The sequence below is a fragment of the Flavobacterium sp. LC2016-23 genome (assembly GCF_009674775.1).
Lineage (GTDB): Bacteria > Bacteroidota > Bacteroidia > Flavobacteriales > Flavobacteriaceae > Flavobacterium.
The window spans coordinates 104486-127575 of sequence record NZ_WKKE01000016.1 but is presented as its reverse complement, the minus strand read 5'-3'; the positions used below and the strand labels follow the sequence as shown (position 1 = coordinate 127575).

Annotated in this window: 21 protein-coding genes and 1 tRNA gene; 10 read left to right on the top strand and 12 right to left on the bottom strand. The window is 37.2% G+C overall.

The genetic code is table 11. The features are described 5' to 3' along the window. Window positions 1-17: 17 nt before the first annotated feature. Window positions 18-91, bottom strand: a tRNA-Ala gene (locus GJU43_RS14835). A gap of 107 nt (window positions 92-198) precedes the next feature. Between GJU43_RS14835 and GJU43_RS14830 the strand changes: the two genes are divergently transcribed. The 4 genes from GJU43_RS14830 (at window position 199) to GJU43_RS14820 (ending at window position 2570) form a co-directional block, all read left to right on the top strand. Beyond that, complete coding sequence (locus GJU43_RS14830; protein WP_154341537.1) at window positions 199-963, top strand: enoyl-CoA hydratase/isomerase family protein; 765 nt, start codon at window positions 199-201, stop codon at window positions 961-963. Between the two features lie 118 nt (window positions 964-1081). Next, entirely contained in the window at window positions 1082-1258 is a 177-nt protein-coding gene (locus GJU43_RS22820; RefSeq protein WP_195760052.1) for a hypothetical protein, read from the top strand. A 31-nt stretch (window positions 1259-1289) separates the two neighbouring features. Then, window positions 1290-1742, top strand: coding sequence for a 6-carboxytetrahydropterin synthase (locus GJU43_RS14825; protein ID WP_127340523.1), 453 nt, complete (start codon window positions 1290-1292; stop codon window positions 1740-1742). Window positions 1743-1826: 84 nt separating this feature from the next. Next, window positions 1827-2570 carry a UDP-2,3-diacylglucosamine diphosphatase gene (locus tag GJU43_RS14820; RefSeq protein ID WP_154341536.1) on the top strand — a complete coding sequence of 248 codons (744 nt, stop codon included), beginning with the start codon at window positions 1827-1829 and terminating at the stop codon, window positions 2568-2570. Here the strand turns inward: GJU43_RS14820 and GJU43_RS14815 are convergent, their stop codons facing one another. From GJU43_RS14815 to GJU43_RS14785, 7 genes are all read right to left on the bottom strand, one after another. Beyond that, entirely contained in the window at window positions 2571-3782 is a 1212-nt protein-coding gene (locus GJU43_RS14815; protein WP_154341535.1) for a cytochrome c3 family protein, read from the bottom strand. An 83-nt stretch (window positions 3783-3865) separates the two neighbouring features. Further along, window positions 3866-4222, bottom strand: coding sequence for a hypothetical protein (locus GJU43_RS14810; protein WP_154341534.1), 357 nt, complete (start codon window positions 4220-4222; stop codon window positions 3866-3868). Window positions 4223-4391: 169 nt separating this feature from the next. Then, window positions 4392-5672 (bottom strand): MFS transporter, encoded by a 1281-nt coding sequence (locus GJU43_RS14805; protein ID WP_154341533.1) that lies wholly within the window; start codon window positions 5670-5672, stop codon window positions 4392-4394. Further along, window positions 5662-7365, bottom strand: coding sequence for a single-stranded-DNA-specific exonuclease RecJ (gene recJ / locus GJU43_RS14800; protein WP_154341532.1), 1704 nt, complete (start codon window positions 7363-7365; stop codon window positions 5662-5664). The genes GJU43_RS14805 and recJ overlap by 11 nt, the downstream gene beginning before the upstream one ends. A gap of 84 nt (window positions 7366-7449) precedes the next feature. Further along, entirely contained in the window at window positions 7450-7794 is a 345-nt protein-coding gene (locus tag GJU43_RS14795) for a HopJ type III effector protein (protein ID WP_154341531.1), read from the bottom strand. A gap of 123 nt (window positions 7795-7917) precedes the next feature. After that, entirely contained in the window at window positions 7918-8643 is a 726-nt protein-coding gene (rsmI, locus tag GJU43_RS14790) for a 16S rRNA (cytidine(1402)-2'-O)-methyltransferase (protein ID WP_154341530.1), read from the bottom strand. Between the two features lie 138 nt (window positions 8644-8781). Beyond that, window positions 8782-9783, bottom strand: coding sequence for a hypothetical protein (locus tag GJU43_RS14785; RefSeq protein WP_154341529.1), 1002 nt, complete (start codon window positions 9781-9783; stop codon window positions 8782-8784). Window positions 9784-10026: 243 nt separating this feature from the next. On the opposite strand from GJU43_RS14785, the gene GJU43_RS14780 reads away from it, so the two are divergent. Together GJU43_RS14780 and GJU43_RS14775 are read left to right on the top strand one after the other, a co-directional pair. Beyond that, entirely contained in the window at window positions 10027-10617 is a 591-nt protein-coding gene (locus GJU43_RS14780; RefSeq protein ID WP_042565610.1) for a thymidine kinase, read from the top strand. Between the two features lie 44 nt (window positions 10618-10661). Continuing rightward, window positions 10662-11099: a hypothetical protein gene (locus GJU43_RS14775; protein ID WP_154341528.1), complete on the top strand. Its 438-nt coding sequence runs from the start codon at window positions 10662-10664 to the stop codon at window positions 11097-11099. 327 nt (window positions 11100-11426) lie between these two features. On the opposite strand, the gene rpoN is transcribed toward GJU43_RS14775, so the two are convergent. From rpoN to GJU43_RS14755, 4 genes are all read right to left on the bottom strand, one after another. Continuing rightward, the gene (gene rpoN / locus GJU43_RS14770; protein ID WP_154341527.1) at window positions 11427-12887 is read right to left on the bottom strand and encodes an RNA polymerase factor sigma-54; all 1461 of its coding nucleotides are present in this window, start codon (window positions 12885-12887) and stop codon (window positions 11427-11429) included. 140 nt (window positions 12888-13027) lie between these two features. Then, window positions 13028-14461, bottom strand: coding sequence for an asparagine--tRNA ligase (gene asnS, locus GJU43_RS14765; protein WP_154341526.1), 1434 nt, complete (start codon window positions 14459-14461; stop codon window positions 13028-13030). 367 nt (window positions 14462-14828) lie between these two features. Further along, window positions 14829-15635 carry a hypothetical protein gene (locus GJU43_RS14760; RefSeq protein ID WP_154341525.1) on the bottom strand — a complete coding sequence of 269 codons (807 nt, stop codon included), beginning with the start codon at window positions 15633-15635 and terminating at the stop codon, window positions 14829-14831. A gap of 26 nt (window positions 15636-15661) precedes the next feature. Continuing rightward, window positions 15662-18046 carry an RND family transporter gene (locus GJU43_RS14755; protein ID WP_154341524.1) on the bottom strand — a complete coding sequence of 795 codons (2385 nt, stop codon included), beginning with the start codon at window positions 18044-18046 and terminating at the stop codon, window positions 15662-15664. A gap of 182 nt (window positions 18047-18228) precedes the next feature. On the opposite strand from GJU43_RS14755, the gene GJU43_RS14750 reads away from it, so the two are divergent. The 4 genes from GJU43_RS14750 to GJU43_RS14735 all read left to right on the top strand — a co-directional run bounded on the left by GJU43_RS14750 (window position 18229) and on the right by GJU43_RS14735 (window position 22902). Next, a complete protein-coding gene (locus GJU43_RS14750; protein ID WP_154341523.1) occupies window positions 18229-18558 on the top strand; it encodes a multidrug efflux SMR transporter in 330 nt (109 codons plus the stop codon). A 312-nt stretch (window positions 18559-18870) separates the two neighbouring features. Further along, the gene (locus GJU43_RS14745) at window positions 18871-19632 is read left to right on the top strand and encodes a histidine kinase (protein WP_154341522.1); all 762 of its coding nucleotides are present in this window, start codon (window positions 18871-18873) and stop codon (window positions 19630-19632) included. Then, complete coding sequence (locus GJU43_RS14740; protein WP_154341521.1) at window positions 19595-20314, top strand: LytTR family DNA-binding domain-containing protein; 720 nt, start codon at window positions 19595-19597, stop codon at window positions 20312-20314. Before GJU43_RS14745 ends, GJU43_RS14740 begins: the two co-directional genes overlap by 38 nt. A gap of 317 nt (window positions 20315-20631) precedes the next feature. Continuing rightward, a complete protein-coding gene (locus GJU43_RS14735; protein WP_154341520.1) occupies window positions 20632-22902 on the top strand; it encodes a cation:proton antiporter in 2271 nt (756 codons plus the stop codon). Window positions 22903-23090 lie beyond the last annotated feature (188 nt).

Here is a 23090-nt window from a genome sequence, read left to right as displayed (position 1 = left end):
GGTTAGAAAGATTGTAGTGGAGAATACCGGATTCGAACCGGTCACCTCTTGCCTGCCAGGCAAGCACTCTAGCCAAATGAGCTAATCCCCCAATTCGATAGCAAATAAAGTCAATTATTTTTCAAAAACCAAATTTCAAAACAGGTTCAGACAAAAATAGTTGCCAAAACCGTAACTTTACGGTCAAAAACTATTTCTATGAGTTCAGAATATCAAAGCGGATCTTTGCAGACTACTATTCAAAATGCCGTTGCAACGGTACAGTTTGGTCATCCGGCCAGTAATTCTTTTCCAAGGGAACTGCTGGACAGGCTTACTTCCGAAATTAATGTATTAAGCAGTAATGAAACGGTCTCTTTAATTGTGCTGCAAAGCGAGGGAAGCAAGGTTTTTTGTTCAGGTGCTTCTTTTGATGAACTTCTTGCAGTGGAAAATGAGGAGCAGGGCAAAGCATTTTTCTCCGGTTTTGCCCATTTATTAAATGCCATGAGAAAGTGTTCCAAAATTATTATTGGCCGCGTTCAGGGAAAAGCGGTTGGCGGAGGCGTAGGCATTATAGCTGCCTGCGATTATGCTTTGGCAACCCCTGAAAGCGCCGTAAAACTTTCGGAACTTGCAATTGGTATCGGGCCTTTTGTAATTGAGCCGGCTGTTTCGCGTAAAATTGGTAAAACCGCTATGGCAGAAATGACACTGGCGGCCCACGAATGGAAACCGGCAGACTGGGCCTTACAAAACGGACTTTTCTCTGCTATTTATAATGCTAATGAACTTGATTCGGCTGTTGAGGATTTTGCGCAAAAATTAAGTTCCTATAATCCGCAGGCTTTATTCGAAATGAAAAAAATCATTTGGGAGGGAACTGAAAACTGGGAATCATTACTTTTGGAACGTGCCGCAATTACCGGAAAATTGGTTTTGTCTGATTTTACCCGTAATGCTTTGACGCAGTTTAAAAAGTAAGTTTATGATATTCGTCATGGATTTTAAAGAAATACAAGTATAGTTTTGAAATTTATTAAAATATTTTAAAAACTGTTTTTACGGTTTAAATTAATTATTTACGAAACAAAAATTAAACATGACTATTATTTCTTTATTCCAAAAAGTAGTTGTTGCAGACAAAATTAAAAATGCTCCCGATAGCAGTTATCAGATTGGAGTTGTGATCGGATCGTTTATTCCTTTCGTGATTTTAATTGGAATCGCGTACTTTATGTATATGAGGGCTAAAAAAAGAGATGAAAACGGTTATTAATTTGTAAATTTGCAACCTAAAATTCAAATCGATGAGTAATATCAGAATTACAAAACAATTTAGTTTCGAAACCGGCCACGCTTTATACGGTTACGACGGAAAATGTAAAAACGTTCATGGGCACAGTTATAAATTATCGGTAACAGTTATTGGTTCACCAATCACAGACCGGTCGAATGTGAAATACGGAATGGTTATCGATTTTTCGGATCTAAAGAAAATTGTAAAAGAAGAAATCGTCGATCAGTTTGATCATGCAACTGTTTTTAATGAAACAACACCACATATCGAACTGGCTAATGAATTGAAAAATCGTGGACATCACGTAATTTTAGTGGATTATCAGCCAACAAGCGAAAATATGGTAGTCGATTTCTCAGAAAGAATCATCGCACGTTTGCCTGCGGGAATTTCACTTTTTTCCCTTAAACTTCAGGAAACAGAATCTTCGTTTGCCGAATGGTTTGCGAGTGATAATGTTTAAGAGAAATTCCAAAGAATAAATTCCCAAATTCCAATTTTTTCTATTGCGAAAAACTCACAATTCACAACTCACAATTCATAATTCATGAAAAAAGTATATTTCGCTTCTGATCAGCATTTTGGAGCTCCGACTCCGGAGTTGAGTCTTCCCCGTGAACAAAAATTTGTAGCGTGGTTAGATGAAGTAAAACAGGATGCCGAAGTAATCTTCCTGCTTGGGGATTTGTTTGATTTTTGGTTTGAATATAAAACAGTGGTGCCAAAAGGTTTTGTACGTGTTTTGGGAAAACTGGCTGAAATTCGTGATAGCGGAATTCCAATTTATTTTTTTGTTGGGAATCACGATTTATGGATGCACGACTACTTTCAAACCGAATTGAATATTCCGGTTTATCATGATAACAAAGAATTTACTTTTAACGGAAAAACGTTTTTAATTGGTCACGGAGACGGGAAAGGTCCCGGAGATAAGGGTTATAAAAGAATGAAAAAGGTGTTTACAAATCCTTTTTCCAAATGGCTTTTCCGTTGGCTGCATCCTGATATTGGGGTTCGTTTGGCGCAGTATCTTTCGGTAAAAAACAAATTGATTTCGGGTGACGAAGATGTGAAATTTTTAGGCGAAGAAAATGAATGGCTGGTTTTGTATGCCAAACGAAAACTGGAAACGAAACATTATAATTACTTTATTTTCGGCCACCGTCATTTGCCAATGATTATTCCGGTTGGGGAAAACTCCAATTATGTAAATTTGGGCGACTGGATCGGATATTTTACCTACGGTGTTTTTGATGGCGAAATTTTTGAACTTCAGAAATTCGAAAAATAATTATTTTTTAGCTGCCGGATAAATTCCGATTTTGTGTGTTCTTAAAGAATAACTGGTAATCGGAGCCTTATTGGATTGCTGAAAAAAAATGGCTTTCGAATCCTGCTTCGGCATATGGCATTCTACACAATTATTCGCCAGCATTGTTTTCGAAAGTGTTTTTACAGTTGCTGCTTTATGTTGGGTTTGCTGATGACAGCTCATGCAAATTTTAGAATAAGAGGCAGGATTTTGCGAGGCATCCTGATGCGGATTGTGACAGGACATACAATCCATAGTCGGGCTTTTTTTGAAACATTTACTTTGCGACAGCAGACCCATTTGATTGCCATGAACATCATAATTTACGGTATCCGGTGTACCCGGTCTCTCCATGAAATAATCGGTAAGTTTCTCTCCTGGTCTGAACTTAAATCGTGATTTTAGTTTCATCTTAGCATTTCCCGAATGGCATAAAGCGCAAGCATCTATTTTTTGCTGCCTGTTCAGGTTTTTGAAGCCTGTAATGTTCTGGGCGATTTTTAAATCCGGAAACTTTAAATGCGTCTGAACGTGTTTTTTAGCAGGGCCGTGGCAGCGTTCGCAATCTATTCCGTACAATACTGTTTTTTTATTCATGAATTCTTCCACTTCCATTGTCATGAAGGTTATGCTGTCTGAGCTTGTAGTAATATAACGGCTTGCGATATTAGAACTATGGCAGGCAAAACATTCTTTGTCAATTTCTCTTTCAAAATTTGGAATTGTAGCAGAATACCCGGGACTTGTCGCCCAGCTGTTGATTGATTTGTAGTAAGAAACAGGTAGCTCGTAAGTAAAATGATTTTTCCAGTACGCACTCGTCTGGGCATGTTTGGTTCCGAAAAGAATTTCAAAAGGATAAGCCTTAACTTCTTTTCCATTTTTGTATACAACCTGATAAAGACTGTCGTTACGTTCTTCCATGACAAGCTTAGTGTCTTTGTCATAAACGAATGTATTTTTGCCATTGGTAAAATCGCCAAGGATATTTTCTTTGGTTGCGGGAGCGGAAGCTTTAAAATGGGAACTGTGAAACGCAGACTGATATTGTGTCTGATGACATTGAATGCAGCTTTCTGAACCGGCATAATCGGTTCCTCGCGGATCAATGTATTCGTCAGATTTGTTGGTGCAGTTGGTTAGTAAAACCGCTAAAACAACAGTGGAAAAAAGAAACCTTATTTTTTTCATTGTAGTAAATATACTTTTTTTAGTTTAAATCTAAAATATATTTTTATAATGAGAAATAAGTGTTAAATAATTTAGGATGCGTCTTAGTTTAGACCGGCGCCGTAAATATATTCTTCAAGTTCAATTTTAAATAAAGAACCTTCCACTAAATCTTTAATGGATTTTAATTCTTTCATGGAAACCGCTAAATCGATCTGGGCGCAAGGTGTTTTGAGCAAAAATTTATGGCAGGAATTTTTTAATTCACAGGAATCACAGCAGGCATTTTCAATCAGACTGTCCTCAATCAAATTACAAAATTGATTCAGTTCCGCCACTGTAAAATAGAAGCCAGTTTCTTTAAAAACTAACTGTACTTTTCCTGAAATAACTTCTTTACCATTTTTCCAGTAAAAAGCTATTCCAAAATTGTTGTGGTAAATTTGTTCAATTTCTCTCATCGTAAATCTTTTATTTCAACAAATATAAATATTATTTATATTAATTCTAAATAAAATAATCATAAAAGATTGAAACTTTTCAATTAAAGATATTGGAATTTGGACCCGAGCAATAGCGAATAGGCGAAGCAATTTAAAAGTTTGGAATTTCTATGGTATAAGAAACTTTTTACTCCATATTCTGATGGTCTTCCATATCTTTTCGAAGGTCTAAGTTTCTAAAAGTAGGAGATTTTATTCCGAATCCAAGAACCGTTAAAAGCGTCATGCTTCCTCCGAACACAACAGAAGTTACCGTTCCCATAAGTTTGGCTGTTAAACCGCTTTCAAAAGCCCCTAATTCGTTTGATGAACCAACGAACATGGAATTTACAGCCGCAACTCTTCCGCGCATATGATCGGGCGTTTTAAGTTGTAAAATGGTCTGGCGGATGACAACAGAAATTCCATCGGCCACTCCGCTCAGGAATAGAGCTACAACAGAGAGCCAGAAAATTGTCGAAACCCCAAATAAGATAATACACAGTCCAAAAACAAAAATGGCAACCAGAAGTTTCATTCCGGCTTTTTTGTATAAAGGAACATAAGCGGAAATTAGCATGGTAATAAAAGCACCAATGGCCGGAGCAGCTCTTAAAACCCCGAAACCTTCCGGTCCGACTTTTAAAATATCCTGCGCAAATACGGGTAATAAAGCCACCGCTCCTCCAAAAAGAACTGCCACCATATCAAGGGAAAGTACGCCTAAGATTGTTTTATTGTTGAATACAAATTTGATTCCTTCTTTTAAACTTTCCATAACCGGTTCTCCGATTTTTGGATTCAAAATTGGCTTTTTCTCTATTTGTGATAAAGCGATTAAGGAAAAGACAGAAAAGCCAACCACGAGACACATGGACCAGTGAACTCCCATCCAGTTAATTGAAAAACCCGCAACGGCAGGTCCTAAAACCGACCCAATCTGCCAGACCGAACTGCTCCAGGTAGCGGCATTGGGATAAACTTTCTTGGGAACAATTAAGGATAAAAGCGAGAAAATAGTTGGACCAAGAAATGCACGAACCAATCCGCCTAAAAAGACTAGAAAGTAAATAGAATATAAAATAACAGTTGGTGACCATTCGCCAACAATTTTTGGCCACGTCAATAAAAACAATCCAAAACTAATGACTGAAAAGCCTAAAATACATTTTACCAATAGTCCTTTTTTCTCTCTCTGATCGACAATATGTCCGGCAAACAAAGCCATTGAAACAGCAGGAATAACTTCCATTAAACCAATGATTCCTAAAGAAAGCGGGTTTTTGGTTAGACTGTACACTTCCCATTCAATTACAATAAACTGCATTGACCAGGCAAAAACCATCGCAAAACGCAATAACAAAAACACATTAAATTCTCTGTAACGAAGTGCCTGATAGGGATCGGCTTTTTTTACTTTATCTGTCATTTGTTCTGATATCTTTTAGTATAAGCTGAGTAGAAACGGTGTTGTTCCACTCGTTTTCAGCAATGCAGTACGCGAGCTGAAAAGGTTTTTGATTTTTTGTAAGATCTATCTTTTTTCCGAGTCCGAAACCAATGGCGGCAATTCCGTCAGTGCTTCCGGGCTGTTTAACGAAAAGCCTCAGATGTTCTTCGTCTGCGCCCAGGGTTTTGGCGTAGCCGGTGTCTGTTACCTCTGATGTCATAAAAACAGGCGTCATGTTTTGCGGGCCAAATGGTTCGAATTGCTTTAAAATACGGATGAGTTTTGGTGTTATATCCCTGAAGTTTATTTCGGCATCAATCTCGATTTCAGGGGTTCTCATTTCGGGCAGGATAGTTGCTGAAACCTGCTGTTCAAATGCTTCTTTAAAGGCACTATAGTTTTCGGCTTTTAAGGTCATTCCTGCGGCATACATATGACCTCCAAATTGCTCCAGATGATGGGCACAGGCATCAAGTGCATTGTACACATCAAAGCCTTTTACAGATCTTGCAGAAGCGGCATATTTGTCACCGCTTTTGGTGAAAACCAATGTCGGGCGATAATACGTTTCGATTAATCTTGAAGCTACGATTCCGATCACGCCTTTGTGCCAGTCTTCCTGAAAGACAACGGTAGAAAATCGTTCTTCTTCATTATTCGCTATAATCTGCTGAAAAGCTTCCTTGGTGATTTTTTTGTCAAGATCTTTACGGTCAGCATTGTATTGTTCAATTTCCGAGGCAAATTGCTGTGCCTGCTCAAAATCAAATTCGGTTAGTAATTCAACCGCGTGATTCCCGTGCTTGATTCTTCCGGCTGCATTTATTCGCGGCGAAATAATGAAAACAACGTCGCTGATATCTAAAACTTTCTTTTTTATCTGATGTACCAGAGCTTTAATTCCCGGTCTCGGGTCACTGTTGATTACCTGTAATCCAAAATAAGCTAAGACCCTGTTTTCGCCCGTAATCGGAACGATATCTGCTGCAATTGCCGTAGCGACTAAATCAAGATACGGAACTAAATCTGCGGTGCTTTCATTTCTGTTTTTTCCTAAAGCCTGAATCAGTTTAAAGCCAACGCCGCAACCGCATAACTCGTCATACGGATACGAACAGTCTTCTCTTTTCGGATCCAGAATTGCAACAGCATCAGGAAGAAATTCTCCCGGTCTGTGGTGATCGCAAATGATAAAGTCGATGTTTTTTTCTTTGGCGTAAGCAATATGGTCGATGGATTTTATACCGCAGTCAAGTGCGATAATCAACGAAAATCCGTTATCGTCCGCGAAGTCAATTCCTTTAAAAGAAATTCCGTAACCTTCGTCATAACGATCCGGAATATAAGTCGCAATATTCGGATAATGTGATTTTAAATAAGAAGAAACCAGCGAAACAGCTGTTGTTCCATCGACATCGTAATCACCGAAAACTAATATGTTTTCCTGATTTTCGATTGCCAATTCTATTCGGGCAACGGCTTTGTCCATGTCTTTCATCAGGAACGGATCATGCAGATGTTCTAATGACGGACGAAAGAAATTCCGGGCAGCTTCAAAAGTTTCGATACCCCGCTGAATCAAAAGTGTTGCTACAAAATCCTCTACATTCAGGGCCTCAGCCAAATGTTTAATTTTATCTTCAGAAGGTTTTGGTTTTAATGTCCAACGCATTTTTAATTGTAGATTTTAGATTTCAGATTTCAGAATGTCGATGTAGGGAATCTAAAATCTACATTCTAAAATCTAAAATAATTTTTATTTCAGTTCCAATGCATTTCCTTCAAACTGAATTCCGTCCCAGCCTAAGTTGATGAAGTTTCGAATGTTTTGATGATTCGTTCCGTCTGGATCTCCTAAAACTTCTTCAAAATAATAAGCTCCGAAACAGGCTAAGGTTTCGTCTTTCGTTAAGTTTTGCAATTTAGCGAAAGCAAATACTTTACACGAACCTGAGTTTTCTCCCGCAGCATTGTGTTGTGTTCCGTTTTGAAAAGCAGTTGGAGTGAAGTTGTAATTTTCTTCGACAGTTGCAATGGTTTCATTAAAAGCAATTGCAGCAGGCGTTTGTTTTAATTTTTCTAAAAAGGCTTGTAGGCTCATAATTGTTAGACTTTGTTTTTTTGCCACGAATTGCACCAATTATCCCGAATTTAATTAGTGGGAATTTGTGTAATTCGTGGCAAACTGTTTTTTATTAATTTGTAAAATCTATGGCATGAATATTTAATCTTCTTCTTTTTCATCCTTAGAAAACTTACTTTTCTTAGGTTCTTTTGTGATGGTTTTTCCAGCAACGACGACTACAATTTCGCCGCGTGGGGCTGTTTTTTCGAAGTGGGTTAAAACTTCTTTTGCGGTTCCGCGTACATTCTCTTCGTGTAATTTTGATAATTCCCTGCAAACACAAATCTGTCTGTCTTCACCGAAATACGTCACAAATTCGACTAAAGTTTTTAATAATTTATGGGGAGAAACATACAGAATCATCGTTCTGGTTTCTTCCGCAAGCGCTAAAAATCGGGTTTGGCGTCCTTTTTTTTCCGGAAGGAAACCTTCAAAAATAAAACGGTCATTGGGTAGTCCGCTGTTGACCAAAGCGGGAACAAATGCGGTTGCACCGGGTAAACATTCCACTTCAATTTTATTTTCAACGCAGGCACGCGTCAGCAAAAAGCCCGGATCTGAAATGGCAGGTGTTCCGGCATCAGAAATTAGTGCGATGGTTTCCCCGGCTTTTAAACGGGCAATTAAATTTTCGGTTGTTTTGTGCTCATTATGCATGTGATGGCTGTACATGTGTGTGCCAATTTCAAAATGCTTTAAAAGCTTGCCACTCGTTCGGGTATCTTCGGCTAAAATCAAATCGACTTCTTTCAGAATGCGAATGGCACGAAAAGTCATGTCTTCAAGATTGCCTATTGGTGTTGGAACGATATATAATTTCGACATAGTTTTTTATATTATAACACGAATTTCAAAAATTCGCACAGCTGCAGCTGTTTTAAAAAATTTCACAGAGAATAATCTCGTGTTAATTGGCGACTCGGGCGACAGCGAACAGACGAAGTAAATTTATGGTTTACTTTTTTAGGAGAATTTCTTTTCTACAATTTCCAGAAAACGTTGCGCGTAATCGTCTTTTCCTTCCCAATTGTTGTAATCCGGTTTTACCATATTGTCTATAAAATCAATAGCTTCATGGTAGGAATCAAAAGTCAGCAATTGATTTAAAACGCGACTGTAATCTTCGGTGCTGTTTGCAAAAAGGTTTTTGGTAAATGCGATTCGGTCATTCAAATCAATGTGAAAACCTTTTCCTAATTTTTCGTTTAACGGAACTGCTTTCGGTTTTGCCGCTTCCAGAATGGCAGTTTTTGCTTCGGCTTCCTTAAATTCGTTTGTTGCCGGAGGCGGAGTAGACACATTTTCAAAACTGTCCACTTTTACAAATTGGGCATCAGCATAATTAACGCCCAGTATATCTTCAAACGAAATAGAAACAGCTTCTGACCTGGCAGGAACTTCAATTTTCGGTTCTTCTTTTTCTATTTTTTCTTCGGTTTCCAATTCAAAAGCGGGTTTGAAATCTGGAATCGGTTTTAAATCGTTTACGGTTCTAAAAGATAACTCTTCGGTCTTTTCAGGTTCTTTTTCATTTTCAATTACCGTTTCTTCCACTTCTTCAATTGTTGCGACAGGTTCTTCAGTAGTTTCCGCGGCGGGCTCCGGAAGTATTTCTTCAGGGATTTCTGCAACAATTTCTTCTTTTATTTCTTCAGTAACTTGAGTTTCCGGTGTTATTTCAGTTCCCGTTTCTGCAACGGGAAGAGGTGCTTCTTCTTCAGTTGTAATTGCAGACGGAATACTTATTTCTTCTTTTTCGAAAACAGTTTCTATGGTAGATTCAATTTCACTGCGGCCAATGGTTGGTTTTAACGTATCAAAATTTTCATCCACAAATTTCAAAACAGCCAGTTTCTCATATAATTTCTGTGTTTCCAGATACAATTGATTGATATCGGACTTATTTTTTAGTTTTAAGATTCGATGTGCAATGCTGATTAAATCGGCTTCCAATTTTTTTTTCATAACTGTTGAAATTATAGTGAATACGGTACTTTAGGATATTTTGTAATTTTTTTGAGTGTCTTTAATTTCTGAGGGAAATTCGCCTGGTATTATTTTTATTTCTGTTAATAAGGGCTGGCGAATCTTCGATTTCGATAAAAATTTTCTACTTTTGAAAAAATGTAAAACATCAAATTTTTACGTCAATTTATTACCAGTACAAAGTAATAAAAACTATTCATTTTAAAAGTAGAAAAATACAAAATGTTTCTCGAAAATACAGTAAATCACAAAGAACAGTTTGGTTGGATTGAAGTTATTTGTGGATCAATGTTTTCGGGTAAAACCGAGGAGTTAATCCGCAGATTAAAACGTGCTCAATTTGCCAAACAAAAAGTCGAAATTTTTAAACCCGCTATTGACACCCGCTATCATGATGAAATGGTGGTGTCTCACGACGCCAACGAAATTCGTTCCACTCCGGTTCCTGCCGCGGCTAATATCGCTATTTTAGCACAAGGCTGTGATGTAATTGGTATTGATGAAGCACAGTTTTTTGATGATGAAATTGTTACCGTTTGTAACGATTTGGCCAATCAGGGAATTCGTGTCATTGTAGCCGGACTGGATATGGATTTTAAAGGAAATCCCTTTGGCCCGATGCCGGCACTTATGGCGACTGCCGAATATGTGACCAAAGTTCATGCGGTTTGCACCAGAACGGGAAACTTAGCCAATTACAGTTTCAGAAAAACCGATAATGATAAATTGGTTATGCTGGGAGAAACAGAAGAATATGAGCCACTTAGCCGTGCGGCGTATTATAACGCCATGAAAAAAAATCAGGAAAAATAAAGTGCTCTTCTGATTTTCTAAGAGTATTTAAGCTAAAATAAATTATGCAGGAAAAAGAAAATAAAAGAAAACAGAATATACGTTTATTAGTTGCAATCGGAATTGCCGTCATTTTGGTAGTTTTAGGTCAGTTTTATTTCTACAAAAGTACGAACGCCCTGAATAGTGAAATAACGGAACTGGTGACGAAGTACAATAAAAATTGCCCTTTACTAATTCAGGAAGGGATTCGTCTGGACAGTGTAAGTTTGCCGGAAAAGAAAGCGGCCCAGTATAATTTAACCTTGCTGCATGTAGAAAAGAAGACTGCTGATATAGGCGTTATACAAAAAGAAATTGAAAAAAGTCTGATAAGCACAGCCAAAACAAATCCGGGTCTTCAGGCTTTTAGGGACAATGATTTTGCGTTGTTTTACAGTTACAGTGATAAAAATAAAGTCTTTCTGTTTAAAATTACAATAGCACCGGACCAGTATAAGTAATTGAAAATCTTATCCGATTCATATAGTAAACCCGACAGGTTTTAAAACCTGTCGGGTTTGTTGTTTTTGAAAACTACTTTCACCCTCGAAGTTGAATTCCCGATTGCATAAAAGGCTTCGACTCCGCTCAGCCGGACAACTATGGTTATTTTTCGTTTTTGAAAACTACTGTCACCCTGAGCGAAGTCGAAGACTCGGTTACTAGAAAAAGGCTTCGACTCCGCTCAGCCTGGCAACCATGGTGATTTTTAGACTTTGAATAATAAAACAAAACCCGACAGGTTTTTAAAACCTGTCGGGTTTGTTGTAAAAGTTAAAATAAAAGATTTAAATCTTTTTTCTCATTCTTGCTACCGGAATATCAAGCTGCTCGCGGTATTTTGCGATTGTTCTTCGGGCAATCGGATAGCCTTTTTCTTTTAGGATATCAGCCAGCTGATCGTCCGGAAGCGGTTTCTTTTTATCTTCTTCTTCAATTGTATTCTGAAGTATTTTTTTGATCTCTAAAGTCGAAACATCTTCACCCTGATCATTTTTCATGGCTTCAGAGAAGAATTCCTTAATCAGTTTTGTTCCGTAAGGTGTTTCTACATATTTGCTGTTGGCTACACGGGAAATCGTCGAAATATCCAATCCAACCATATCTGCAATATCTTTTAAGATCATTGGTTTTAGCTTCGTTTCGTCGCCATCCAGGAAATACTCTTCCTGATAATGCATAATTGCATTCATGGTCACAAAAAGCGTTTCCTGACGCTGTCTTATCGCATCGATAAACCACTTGGCAGAATCCAGTTTTTGTTTGATAAACTGAACGGCATCTTTTTGTGCAGTCGATTTATCACGGGAATCTTTATACGTTTGCATCATTTCCTGATAATCCTTAGAAACGTGCAGGGAAGGGGCATTTCTTCCGTTTAAGGTCAGTTCCAGCTCGCCGTCTGTAATTCGGATCGCAAAATCCGGAACGACATTCTCTGTGACTTTATTATTTCCGGTGTAAGATCCTCCCGGTTTTGGGTTTAGTCTTTCGATTTCGTGAATGGCTTTTTTAAGCTGTTCGTTAGAAACACTGTATTTCTGTAATAGTTTGTCGTAGTGTTTTTTGGTGAAAGCATCAAACTGATTTTCGATAATGTCAATCGCTAAATCAACATATTCGGTTGGTGTTTTGTGCTTTAACTGCAATAATAAACATTCCTGTAAATCACGTGCCCCGACTCCCGAAGGCTCCAGCTCGTGAATCACATGCAGCATCTTTTCAACCATTGCTTCATCGGTATAAATACCCTGCGTAAAAGCCATGTCGTCTACAATGTCGGCAACACTTCTGCGGATATACCCCATGTCATCAATACTTCCCACGAGGAATTCAGCGATTTCGCGCTCTTCATCATTCAGAATAAAAGTATTCAGCTGATTGATTAAATCCTGATGAAAACTAATCGGAGAAGCAAAAGGAGTTTCACGTTCTTCCTCGTCCCCGTAATTGTTAACCTGCGTTTTATAATCCGGAGTGTCGTCGTCGCTTAGGTATTCATCTATATTAATATCGTCTGCTTCAATTCTGTCCGATTCTGCATCGTCATAATCGTCGTATTCTTCATTCGCAAATTCATCGGCTTCGTATTCGTCTTCTTTTCCGGCTTCTAAAGCCGGATTTTCGTTCATTTCTTCTAATAAACGCTGTTCAAAAGCTTGCGTAGGCAATTGAATTAACTTCATCAGCTGAATTTGCTGTGGAGATAATTTTTGGGATAATTTTAAATTTAAAAATTGCTTTAGCATAAAAAAAAGTGACTAAGTTACTGAGGCACTAAGGCACTGAGTATCTTTTATTGACGAATTAAATTCGGATTAAATTATTTTTTTTCATTTCTATTTAAAAAACTTAGAAGCTTAGTATCTCAGCCTCTCAGTGCCTTTTATTAAAACTCTGCATTCCCCGGAGTTCTCGGGAAAGGAATTACGTCTCTGATGTTTGTCATTCCTGTTACAAACAATACCAGACGCTCAAATCCAAGTCCGAAACCTGCGTGGGTCGCCGATCCGAATCTTCTGGTGTCTAAATACCAGGATAATTCTTCTTCGTCGATTTCCAGGGCTTTCATTTTTTCAATTAAAACATCGTAACGCTCTTCTCTTTCAGAACCACCTACGATTTCTCCAATTCCCGGGAAAAGGATATCCATGGCACGAACTGTTTTCCCATCTTCATTCAGACGCATGTAAAACGCTTTGATGTTTGCCGGGTAATCGAATAAAATTACCGGACATTTAAAGTGCTTTTCTACTAAATAACGTTCGTGTTCTGACTGTAAATCAGCGCCCCATTCGTTAATGATATAGTTGAATTTTTTCTTTTTGTTTGGCGTGGACTCTCTCAAAATGTCAATAGCTTCTGTATAAGAAACACGTTTGAAGTTGTTCTCCAAAACGAAGTTTAATTTTTCCAGCAAAGGCATTTCGCTTCTGTCGGCCTGTGGTTTTGATTTTTCTTCTTCCAAAAGTCTTCCTTCCAGAAATTTCAAATCATCAACGCAATTGTCCAACGCATATTTGATTACGTACTGAATAAAATCTTCAGCCAGATCCATATTGTCATCCAGGTCATTAAAAGCTACTTCCGGCTCGATCATCCAGAACTCTGCCAGGTGACGCGAAGTGTTTGAGTTTTCAGCTCTGAAAGTTGGTCCAAACGTATAAATCTGTCCCAAAGCCATAGCGAAAGTTTCCCCTTCCAATTGTCCTGAAACCGTTAAGTTTGTTTCTTTTCCGAAGAAATCCTCTTTATAATTTACTTTTCCGTCTTCTGTTCTTGGCGTGTTGTCAAATGGTAAAGCGGTCACTTTAAACATTTCTCCGGCACCTTCCGCATCAGAACCGGTAATGATTGGCGTATTTACATATACGAAACCTTTTTCCTGGAAATACTTGTGCACCGCAAATGACAATACCGAACGCACACGCATAATGGCTCCAAAAGCATTCGTACGCACACGTAAATGTGCATTCTCACGTAAAAATTCAAGGGAATGTTTTTTAGGCTGCATTGGGAATTTCTCCGCATCTGAATCTCCTAAAATTTCCAGTTTTTGAACCTGAATTTCATATTTCTGACCTGCACCCTTACTTTCTACCAAAGTTCCAATTACAGAAACGGCAGCTCCGGTGGTGATTCTTTTTAAAGTTTCTTCCGCTGTATTTTCAAAATCAACAACACATTGTATATTATTAATGGTAGAACCGTCGTTTAGCGCGATGAACTGATTATTTCTAAAAGTTCTCACCCATCCTTTTGCATTAACTTCCTGAAGCGTCGTAGTACTGATTAATAAGTCTTTAACTTTTGTGTGTTTCATTTTAATTTTAGATTTTAGATTTCTGATTTTAGATTAAAATAAAATCAGTGTTTTATATCGAGTTGCAAATATAAACGATAATTATTAAAATTAGAAGCTGTTTCCTGCTATCCGCTATATCTTTTTAGGCAGATCGTTTACGGTAAATAAGATATTTCAAATGGCCTAAAAAGGATACCGCTTCTATCAGGGCTAGGACTCCAGTTTTCAAAAGACCCCCAAAAGCTTATCTTGTCATTGCGGAGAACTGAGCAACCGAACAATGTAAGAGAAGTAATTTAACAAATTAACTTGCTTTGTTTCAAAAAGATTAAATTATCTGAAATCGCTCTTTTAGTCACTAATAACTAGATTGCCTTTTTGATTTTTAAAATACGAATAACTCTTTTAGCTCATCGGGAATTTGATCCTTTTCCTCTATTTTCTCGTAAATTTTTTGAGCCTTTTGTTTCATTTTCTCATCTTTTGTTATCTCCGAAGCTTTTAATAGGCAAAGTGAATAATGAACTCTAAAATTAAAATCTTTTTTATATGTCGATGAAACATTTTCTAGAAAGGGCAGGGCTTCTTCGTATCTTTTGTTTAATGATAGTAGAATTCCTTTTATAAATAATACATCATTTCCCAATTTTGGATTTATAATTATATATTTCTGTATAGCAGTATTTATATTTTCTAATCCTTTTTCATAATCTCCTAAAATTGGTGCGGTAACTGCGAATCCGTAATATCCTTCAGGGTTTTCAGGGAATAGTTTAATTATTTCAGTATACTTTTTTCGTGCAAGTTTTATGGTTTTTTCAATACCATATCGTAAACATTCTGCTGCAAGATTAGTTTTGAATTCAATGGATTTGTTATATGAACTGTCTGCTAACATATAATAAGCCAAAGCATTTTTATCGTTTAGTAATTTTAAAGTATAGCCTGTAAAAAATAATGCATCGCAAAAAGTTGTATCTTTTTTATAAGCTTGAAAAAAAGCTTTAGATGTCATTTGTAGATATTTTTTATCTAATGATCTATTTAAATAAAGAGTTTCAATACCAACATTAAATAACTCAATTGCCTCTGGATTCTCAGATTTGCAATATAAGTTTTTGCCTTCAAAATAATTTTGAGAAAACATCAAATTTATATTCAATATAAGAATTGCCAGTATAATTTTTTTCATATAAAGTTTGCTTTAGACTTTTTATGCTAATTTGTGAAATTAGCGTTTCCCTCCAAACCCTCTAAATCCTCTTTCTTCGCCTTCTTCTTCTCAAAAGTCAGAACCAAAGCAGGTAGAACCAATAAATTCGCAAACATCGCAAACGCCAAAGTACACGAAATTAACCCGCCAAGCGCAATTGTTCCGCTAAAGCTTGAAAGCGTGAAAGTAGCAAAACCTAAAATCAAAACTACCGAAGTATAAAAAGTACTGATTCCGGTTTCTCTCAAAGCACTGAAAACAGATTTTTTTACTTTTCCGTTATTCTGCAATAAATCATGTTTGTATTTCGCCATAAACTGAATCGCATTATCAACCGAAATTCCAAACGCAATACTAAAGACCAAAATCGTTGATGGTTTCAACGGAATTCCGAAATACCCCATTAATCCCGACGTAATACAAAGCGGTAAAATATTCGTGATAACCGAAGCAAATACCATTTTAAACGATCTGAATAAATACAACATCAAAGCTGCAATTACCAAAATGGCAAAAATCAACGATTCGATTAAGTTGTCTACCAGATACGAAGTTCCTTTCTGGAACACCAAAGCTTTTCCGGTTACGGTAACTTCATAACGGTCGGAAGGGAAAATCTCATCGATTTTGGCGTGCAGTTTTTTCTCCACTTTCGCCATTTCATCGGTACCAATATCTCTCATGAAAGTCGTGATTCGGGCATATTGTCCGGTGGAATCCACATAGCTTTTCATTAAATTGTCTTTGCTGTTTTTCGTTGCATTTTTAGCGTACGACAAAATAAAAGTCTGTTCCTGCGAAGTCGGCAATTGGTAATATTCCGGATTTCCGTTATAAAAAGCCTGTTTCGAATATTTAACCAGATTCACTACAGAAACCGGTTTTGATAATTCCGGCATTGAAGCGATAGTGTTTTGAAGTTCGTCCATTTTGCGCATCGTCGATAATTTCATTACCCCTTTTTTGCGCTTGGTGTCGATCATTATTTCGAGTGGCATCACGCCGTTGAATTCTTTTTCGTAGAATAAAATATCCTTAAAAAACGAAGCGCTTTTTGGCATTTCGCCAATCAGACTACCGGAAACTTTCATTTGCGAAACCCCGATAACACTGAAAACCAATAGTAATCCGTAAATCGTATAAATAACTTTTCGTTTATTTTTTACCACATTTTCAACAAAGTCAAGCAAAGTCGAAATGTAGGTTTTGGTCAAATGATACAAATGTTTTTCATTTGGCATTGACATAAAACTGTATACAATCGGCACAATCAAAAGGGTCAGTAAATAAACCGAAATCACATTGATCGAAGTCACCAGACCAAACTCAAAAAGCAAATCGTTACCTGTGATCATAAAAGTGGCAAAACCAATGGCAGTTGTTAAATTCGTCATTAAAGTCGAAACGCCGATTTTAGAAATAATACGCTGCAGCGCTTTTGCCTGGTTACTGTGCAATTTGATTTCCTGCTGGTATTTATTGATGAGGAAAATACAGTTTGTGATTCCGATTACGATAATCAATGGCGGAATAATAGCGGTTAAAATCGTGATTTTGTAATGAAACAATCCTAAAGTTCCAAACGACCAGATGACACCCACAATTAAAATACAAATCGAAATAAATGTTGCCCTGAAGGAACGGAAAAAGAAAAAGAAAATTAAAGAAACGGTAAACAAAGCCGCTCCGATAAAAAGCCCGATCTCACCTTTCATGTTATCGGCATTGATGGTTCTGATGTAGGGCATTCCCGAAACACGAAGATCAACTCCCGTGGTTTTTTCGAATTTATCGATTTTCGGAACCAGATTTTGAAGAATAAAAGTCTTTCTTTCCGCGGTGTTTACCAATGCTTTATTGATGTAAACTGCAGAACGCACACTACCGCTTTCTTTGTTAAATAACAATCCCTCGTAAAAAGGCAGATTGTGAAACAAATCGTATTGAACATTTTTTAAATAAGCCGGATCGTGCGTTTTATTTTGATTGATAAAAGGCGATAAAACGAATTTTTCATTAACCGTATCTTTTTCTAATTTCTTTAAATCATTTAATGAAACGACCAGATCAACTTCTTTCGAATTTTTCAAACCGGTCATCAGCTCATTCCAGGCAGCGTAATTTTTTGGTGTAAAAAAGTTCGGATCCTTAAAACCAATAACCACGAGATTCCCTTCTTCACCAAACCTGTCTAAAAACTTTTGATAGTCTTTATTTGCAATATGATCTTTAGGAAGCAAATTGGCTTCGGTATAAGTCATGGCCAGGTTTTTCCATTGGAAAGCAAGGAATAGTGTTAAAACAGCAAGAACAATCAAAATTGTTATTCTGTTTTTAAGTATGAGTCGGGCTATTTTTTCCCAAAATCCAACTTGAATGGTGTTTTTCATAAAATCTTTAAAATGGTTGCAAATGTAGTGAAAAGCACTCTAAATCATAATTAATCGAACTCGTTTTTACTTTTTGTTAACACAAATATTCATATTAGTTTTGTGATAATATTGGTTTCTTTTGATGGTTTCTCCACGGGCTTTTCTCATATTTGTATTCAAATTTAAAAAAGGAAACGAAAATGAACTGGATTTTATTGATTATCGCCGGACTTTTCGAAGTTGGATTTGCATCCTGCTTAGGAAAAGCTAAAGAAACCACCGGAATGATCTCGACCTATTGGATGGCAGGTTTTTTTGTCTGTCTTTCGATCAGTATGCTTTTGCTGTACAAAGCGACTCAGGTTTTGCCTATTGGTACGGCGTATGCCGTCTGGACAGGAATTGGCGCTGTTGGAACTGTTTTGGTTGGTGTCTTGGTTTTTAAAGAGCCGGCAACTTTCTGGAGAATCTTTTTTCTTTCGACTTTAATCGCTTCGATTATCGGATTGAAATTTGTGTCCAGTCATTAAATTATAGGTCACGGATTTTACGGATTGTACTGATTTACACGGATTATAAAATTATTTTAATCTGTGGCAAAAAAGTTCCCGCAGATTTTGCAGATTAAACAGATGTTATAATTCGTGTTTATTTGTGCAATTCGTGGCAAAAAAAATATAATCTCTTATACCGAGAGCTATTGGGAGTGGCAAACAAAACCCACACAGATTTTGCAGATTTGCAGATATCGGGATTTTAAATTTGTGTAATTCGTGCAATTGCTTCGCCTGTTCGCTATCACTCGGGTCGTGGCGAAAAAAACGTTTAAACTTTAAATAACAATGCAGGAAAACAACACCATCACATTTATATTTCTCGCAATTCTTTTATTGCTGATTGTCATCATCTGCTTTTTGATCTACCAACTGATGCAATTCAAAAAAGCAAAAGACGATGCCGAAAAGAGTTTTTATGCACTCGAAATGAAAGTGAATGATTTGCAGCTGGAAACGCTGGAGTCGAAACTCAATCCGCATTTGTTTAAGAATATACTGAATTCGATTCAGTCTCATGCCTATCAAACGTATTTTGCTTTGGATAAACTGGCGAATGTACTGGATTATATTTTGTACGAAAGCAAAAAGAAATTTGTAACGGCAAAAGAAGAAATTGATTTTGCGCTGAATTTAATCGAAATCAATAAAATCAAAATCAGTCCACTTTTTGAACTGAAGATCAAAACCAATATCAATAAGGAAGACAAACTCTATGAACAGCCCTTACTGGCGCCGCTGATTTCTATTGATCTAATCGAAAATGCTTTTAAGCATGCTGATTTGCAAAGTGCCGATGCTTTTATATCAGTGGTTTTTGAATTTAGGGACAATGCTTTTTTTATGACTGTTTCGAATAAAATTTCCGATAAAAAAGTATTAAAAAAAGAACGCAGCGGTTTTGGCCACGCCACTTTAGAGCACCGTTTACGGATTATTTATAAAAACAACTTCAAACTGGAAAGGTTTGTAGAAAATGATATTTACATAGCCCATCTAAAAATAGACTTACTTGAATACAAAACTGAAATGCTTGCTTCTGGACGATGAGCTGCCGGGATTGACGTACCTCAAAATGCTTTGCGAACAAATTCCCGAAGTAGAAATCGTAAAAACGTTTAACAACCCGGAAAAACTCCTTGCTGATATTCCAAATCTCGATTTTGATTTGCTAATATCAGATATCGAAATGCCCGGAATTGACGGACTTCATCTGGCGGAAATGCTCGATAATAAATTGGTTATTTTCTGTACGGCCTATAAAGAATATGCGGCGGATGCTTTTAATATTGATGCAGTCGATTATCTTACAAAACCGGTAAAACTGGAACGCCTGCAAAAAGCGATCTCAAAAGCTTTTGAGCGTTTTCACAAACCCGATGCGGCCAAAAAATTCATTCAGCTGAATACAGACAAAGGAAAAACACTCTTGTATTTTAATCAGATCCAGTACATCAAAACTGCAGTTAGTGACAGTCGGGATAAAACAGTCCTTTTGGCCGACGGAAGTTTTCTGAATTTGAAAAACGTTAAATTCGATACGCTTTTAAACGAATTGCCCGAAGCCGATTTCTGCCGTGTAAATAAGAAAGAAATTGTGGCGGTAAAAGCAATTAAATTTTTTAATCACAACGAAATTGTCCTGCATCACTTAGAGAAAAAAGACAAAAACAGCACCCTGATCTTGAGCGAAACCTACCGTGCTGACTTTTTAAAAAAGGTAAAAATTTAAATTACAACAATAGAGTCAGGCTGAGCGAAGTCGAAGCCCTTTTGCGCAATGCAAGCCTTCGACTCCGCTCAGGATTATAGTTGTTTTTGCAAGATGAGTTGGCCTAAAATATGTCAGGCTGAGCGAAGCCGAAGCCCCCTCGTTGACTTTATAATCAGGCTTTCGATTCGGGAAACACACTTGTTTTTAGAGCAATTATCTAACTTATTACAAAGTTTTTCAGACTTGTTACATACATTTAAAATTAAGTAAAAAAAACCTTTTTCACTTCATGTTCAGTGTTGATATTTGCACCATTAAAATCAAAAAAACGAGTTATGAATAATATTAAAAACTCCTTATTTTACATTACGGTTATTGGTGGTTTTACAACTCTGATATATTGGGTAATTTCAAAAGGTGCCGCACTCGAAGTAGGACGCGGAATCGTTCAGAAAAAAATCGAAAGCAATCACTGGAATGATTTTTTGCATTCTATGGTGGAAAATCTGCAACATCCTCTGGCTATTTTACTTGCGCAGATTGTGACTATTATTTTGGTAGCACGTTTGTTTGGATGGGTTTTCAGAAAAATAGGGCAGCCGTCTGTAATTGGAGAAATGATTGCAGGTATCGTTTTGGGGCCCTCTTTGGTCGGAATGTATTTTCCTGAATTTTCAGCGGCTTTATTTCCAAAAGAGTCATTAGGGAACTTACAATTTTTGAGTCAGATTGGTTTGATTCTTTTTATGTTCGTAATCGGAATGGAGCTGGATTTGAAAGTGCTTAAAAATAAAGCACATGATGCTGTGGTAATCAGTCACGCCAGTATTGTGATTCCGTTTGCATTGGGTTTGTCACTGGCTTATTTTATTTATCATACGTTCGCTCCGGTTGGGGTTGAATTTGCCTCTTTCGGATTATTCATGGGAATTGCAATGAGTATCACTGCATTTCCGGTACTGGCCAGAATCGTGCAGGAGCGGGGCATGCAGAAAACAAAACTCGGAACTATCGCCATCACCTGTGCTGCAGCCGATGATATTACGGCCTGGTGTATTCTGGCTGTTGTAATTGCGATTGTAAAGGCGGGTTCTTTTACAAGTGCTTTATATGTAATCGGTCTGGCTATTTTGTATGTAATTATTATGCTGAAAATAGTTCGTCCGTTCCTGAAACGTGTGGGAGACTTAAACTCAACCCGTGAAAGTCTGAATAAACCTGTGGTAGCTATTTTCTTCCTGACACTTTTATTCTCTGCTTATGCTGCCGAATTAATTGGAATTCACGCTTTGTTCGGCGCTTTCTTAGCAGGAGCCATTATGCCGGAAAACAATAAATTCAGAAATATTTTTATTGAAAAAGTAGAAGACGTTTCGATCATTGTCTTATTGCCATTATTCTTTGTCTTCACTGGTTTACGTACACAAATAGGTTTGTTAAACGATCCTTATTTATGGAAAGTTACTGCTGTGATAATCGCAGTAGCCGTTGCCGGTAAATTCCTCGGAAGTGCTTTTGCTGCCAAATTTGTCGGGCAAAGCTGGAAAGACAGTCTGGCCATTGGAGCTTTAATGAACACACGTGGTTTAATGGAGCTGGTGGTTTTAAATATTGGGTATGACTTAGGCGTTTTATCTACCGAGATTTTTACCATGATGGTTATTATGGCGCTGGTAACTACGTTTATGACAGGCCCGGCTTTAGATTTTATCGGATTTATTTTTAAGGATAAAATAACCGCAATTCCACAGGAAATCGGAAATAAAAGTAAATACAAGATTTTGCTTTCGTTTGCCACTCCGGAAAGAGGTAAGAAATTATTGAGAATTGCGAACAGTCTGGTTAAAAAACAAGGGGATAATTCTATTATTACGGCAATGCATTTGTCTTTAAGTACAGAAATACATTCGTTTGATGTAAAAGATCACGAACGAAAAATGTTAGTACCCGTTATTCAGGAATCAGAACGTCTGGAACAAAATATGGTCAGTATATTTAAAGTGACGAATGATATTGATACCGATATTATCGATACCGCCAATCAGGGCGAGTATGACTTATTGCTGGTAGGATTGGGGCAATCTATTTTTGACGGGACCTTATTGGGGAAAATCCTTGGCTTTACCACCCGAATCGTAAATCCGGATCGTCTGATCGATAAGTTTACCGGAAAAGAAGGCTTGTTCGAAAATTCTCCTTTTGATGAAAGAACCCGTCATATTATTGCCAAAAGTAAAATGCCGGTTGGGATTTTTATCGATAAGGATTTAGAAGAAGTAAATCAGGTTTTTATGCCAATTTTCAGTAAAGAAGATTCTTTTTTAATTGAATACGCTAAAAAATTAATCAACAACAATGGTTCTCAGATTACGGTTCTGGACGCAAGCGGTGAAGTGAAAAACACACGTGATATCCAGGAAACGATTCGTTCGATAGAACAGATTGCTCCCAACCACATTATGATCATGCACGACAGAACTATCAAGAAAGAGTTTCTGGAAAATCAGAACCTGATGATTATTAGTCTAGACAGTTGGAAAAAACTGATTGAATCGCAAAGCACGTGGCTGAATAACACGCCATCGGTTTTGATTTTGAAACCATAGGCGGAGGAAGAAATTCCAATAATTTAAAAATCCCAAATTCCAATCGTAAAATTGGGATTTGGGATTTTTATTTTGTGTATTAGCGTTTCTTTTTACGCTCTGTCATTTCGACGAAAGGAGAAATCACATCCGCTAAATCCACACAGCTAAAGTTGGAATTTGGAATTTATCCCGAGGCTTCGGGATTA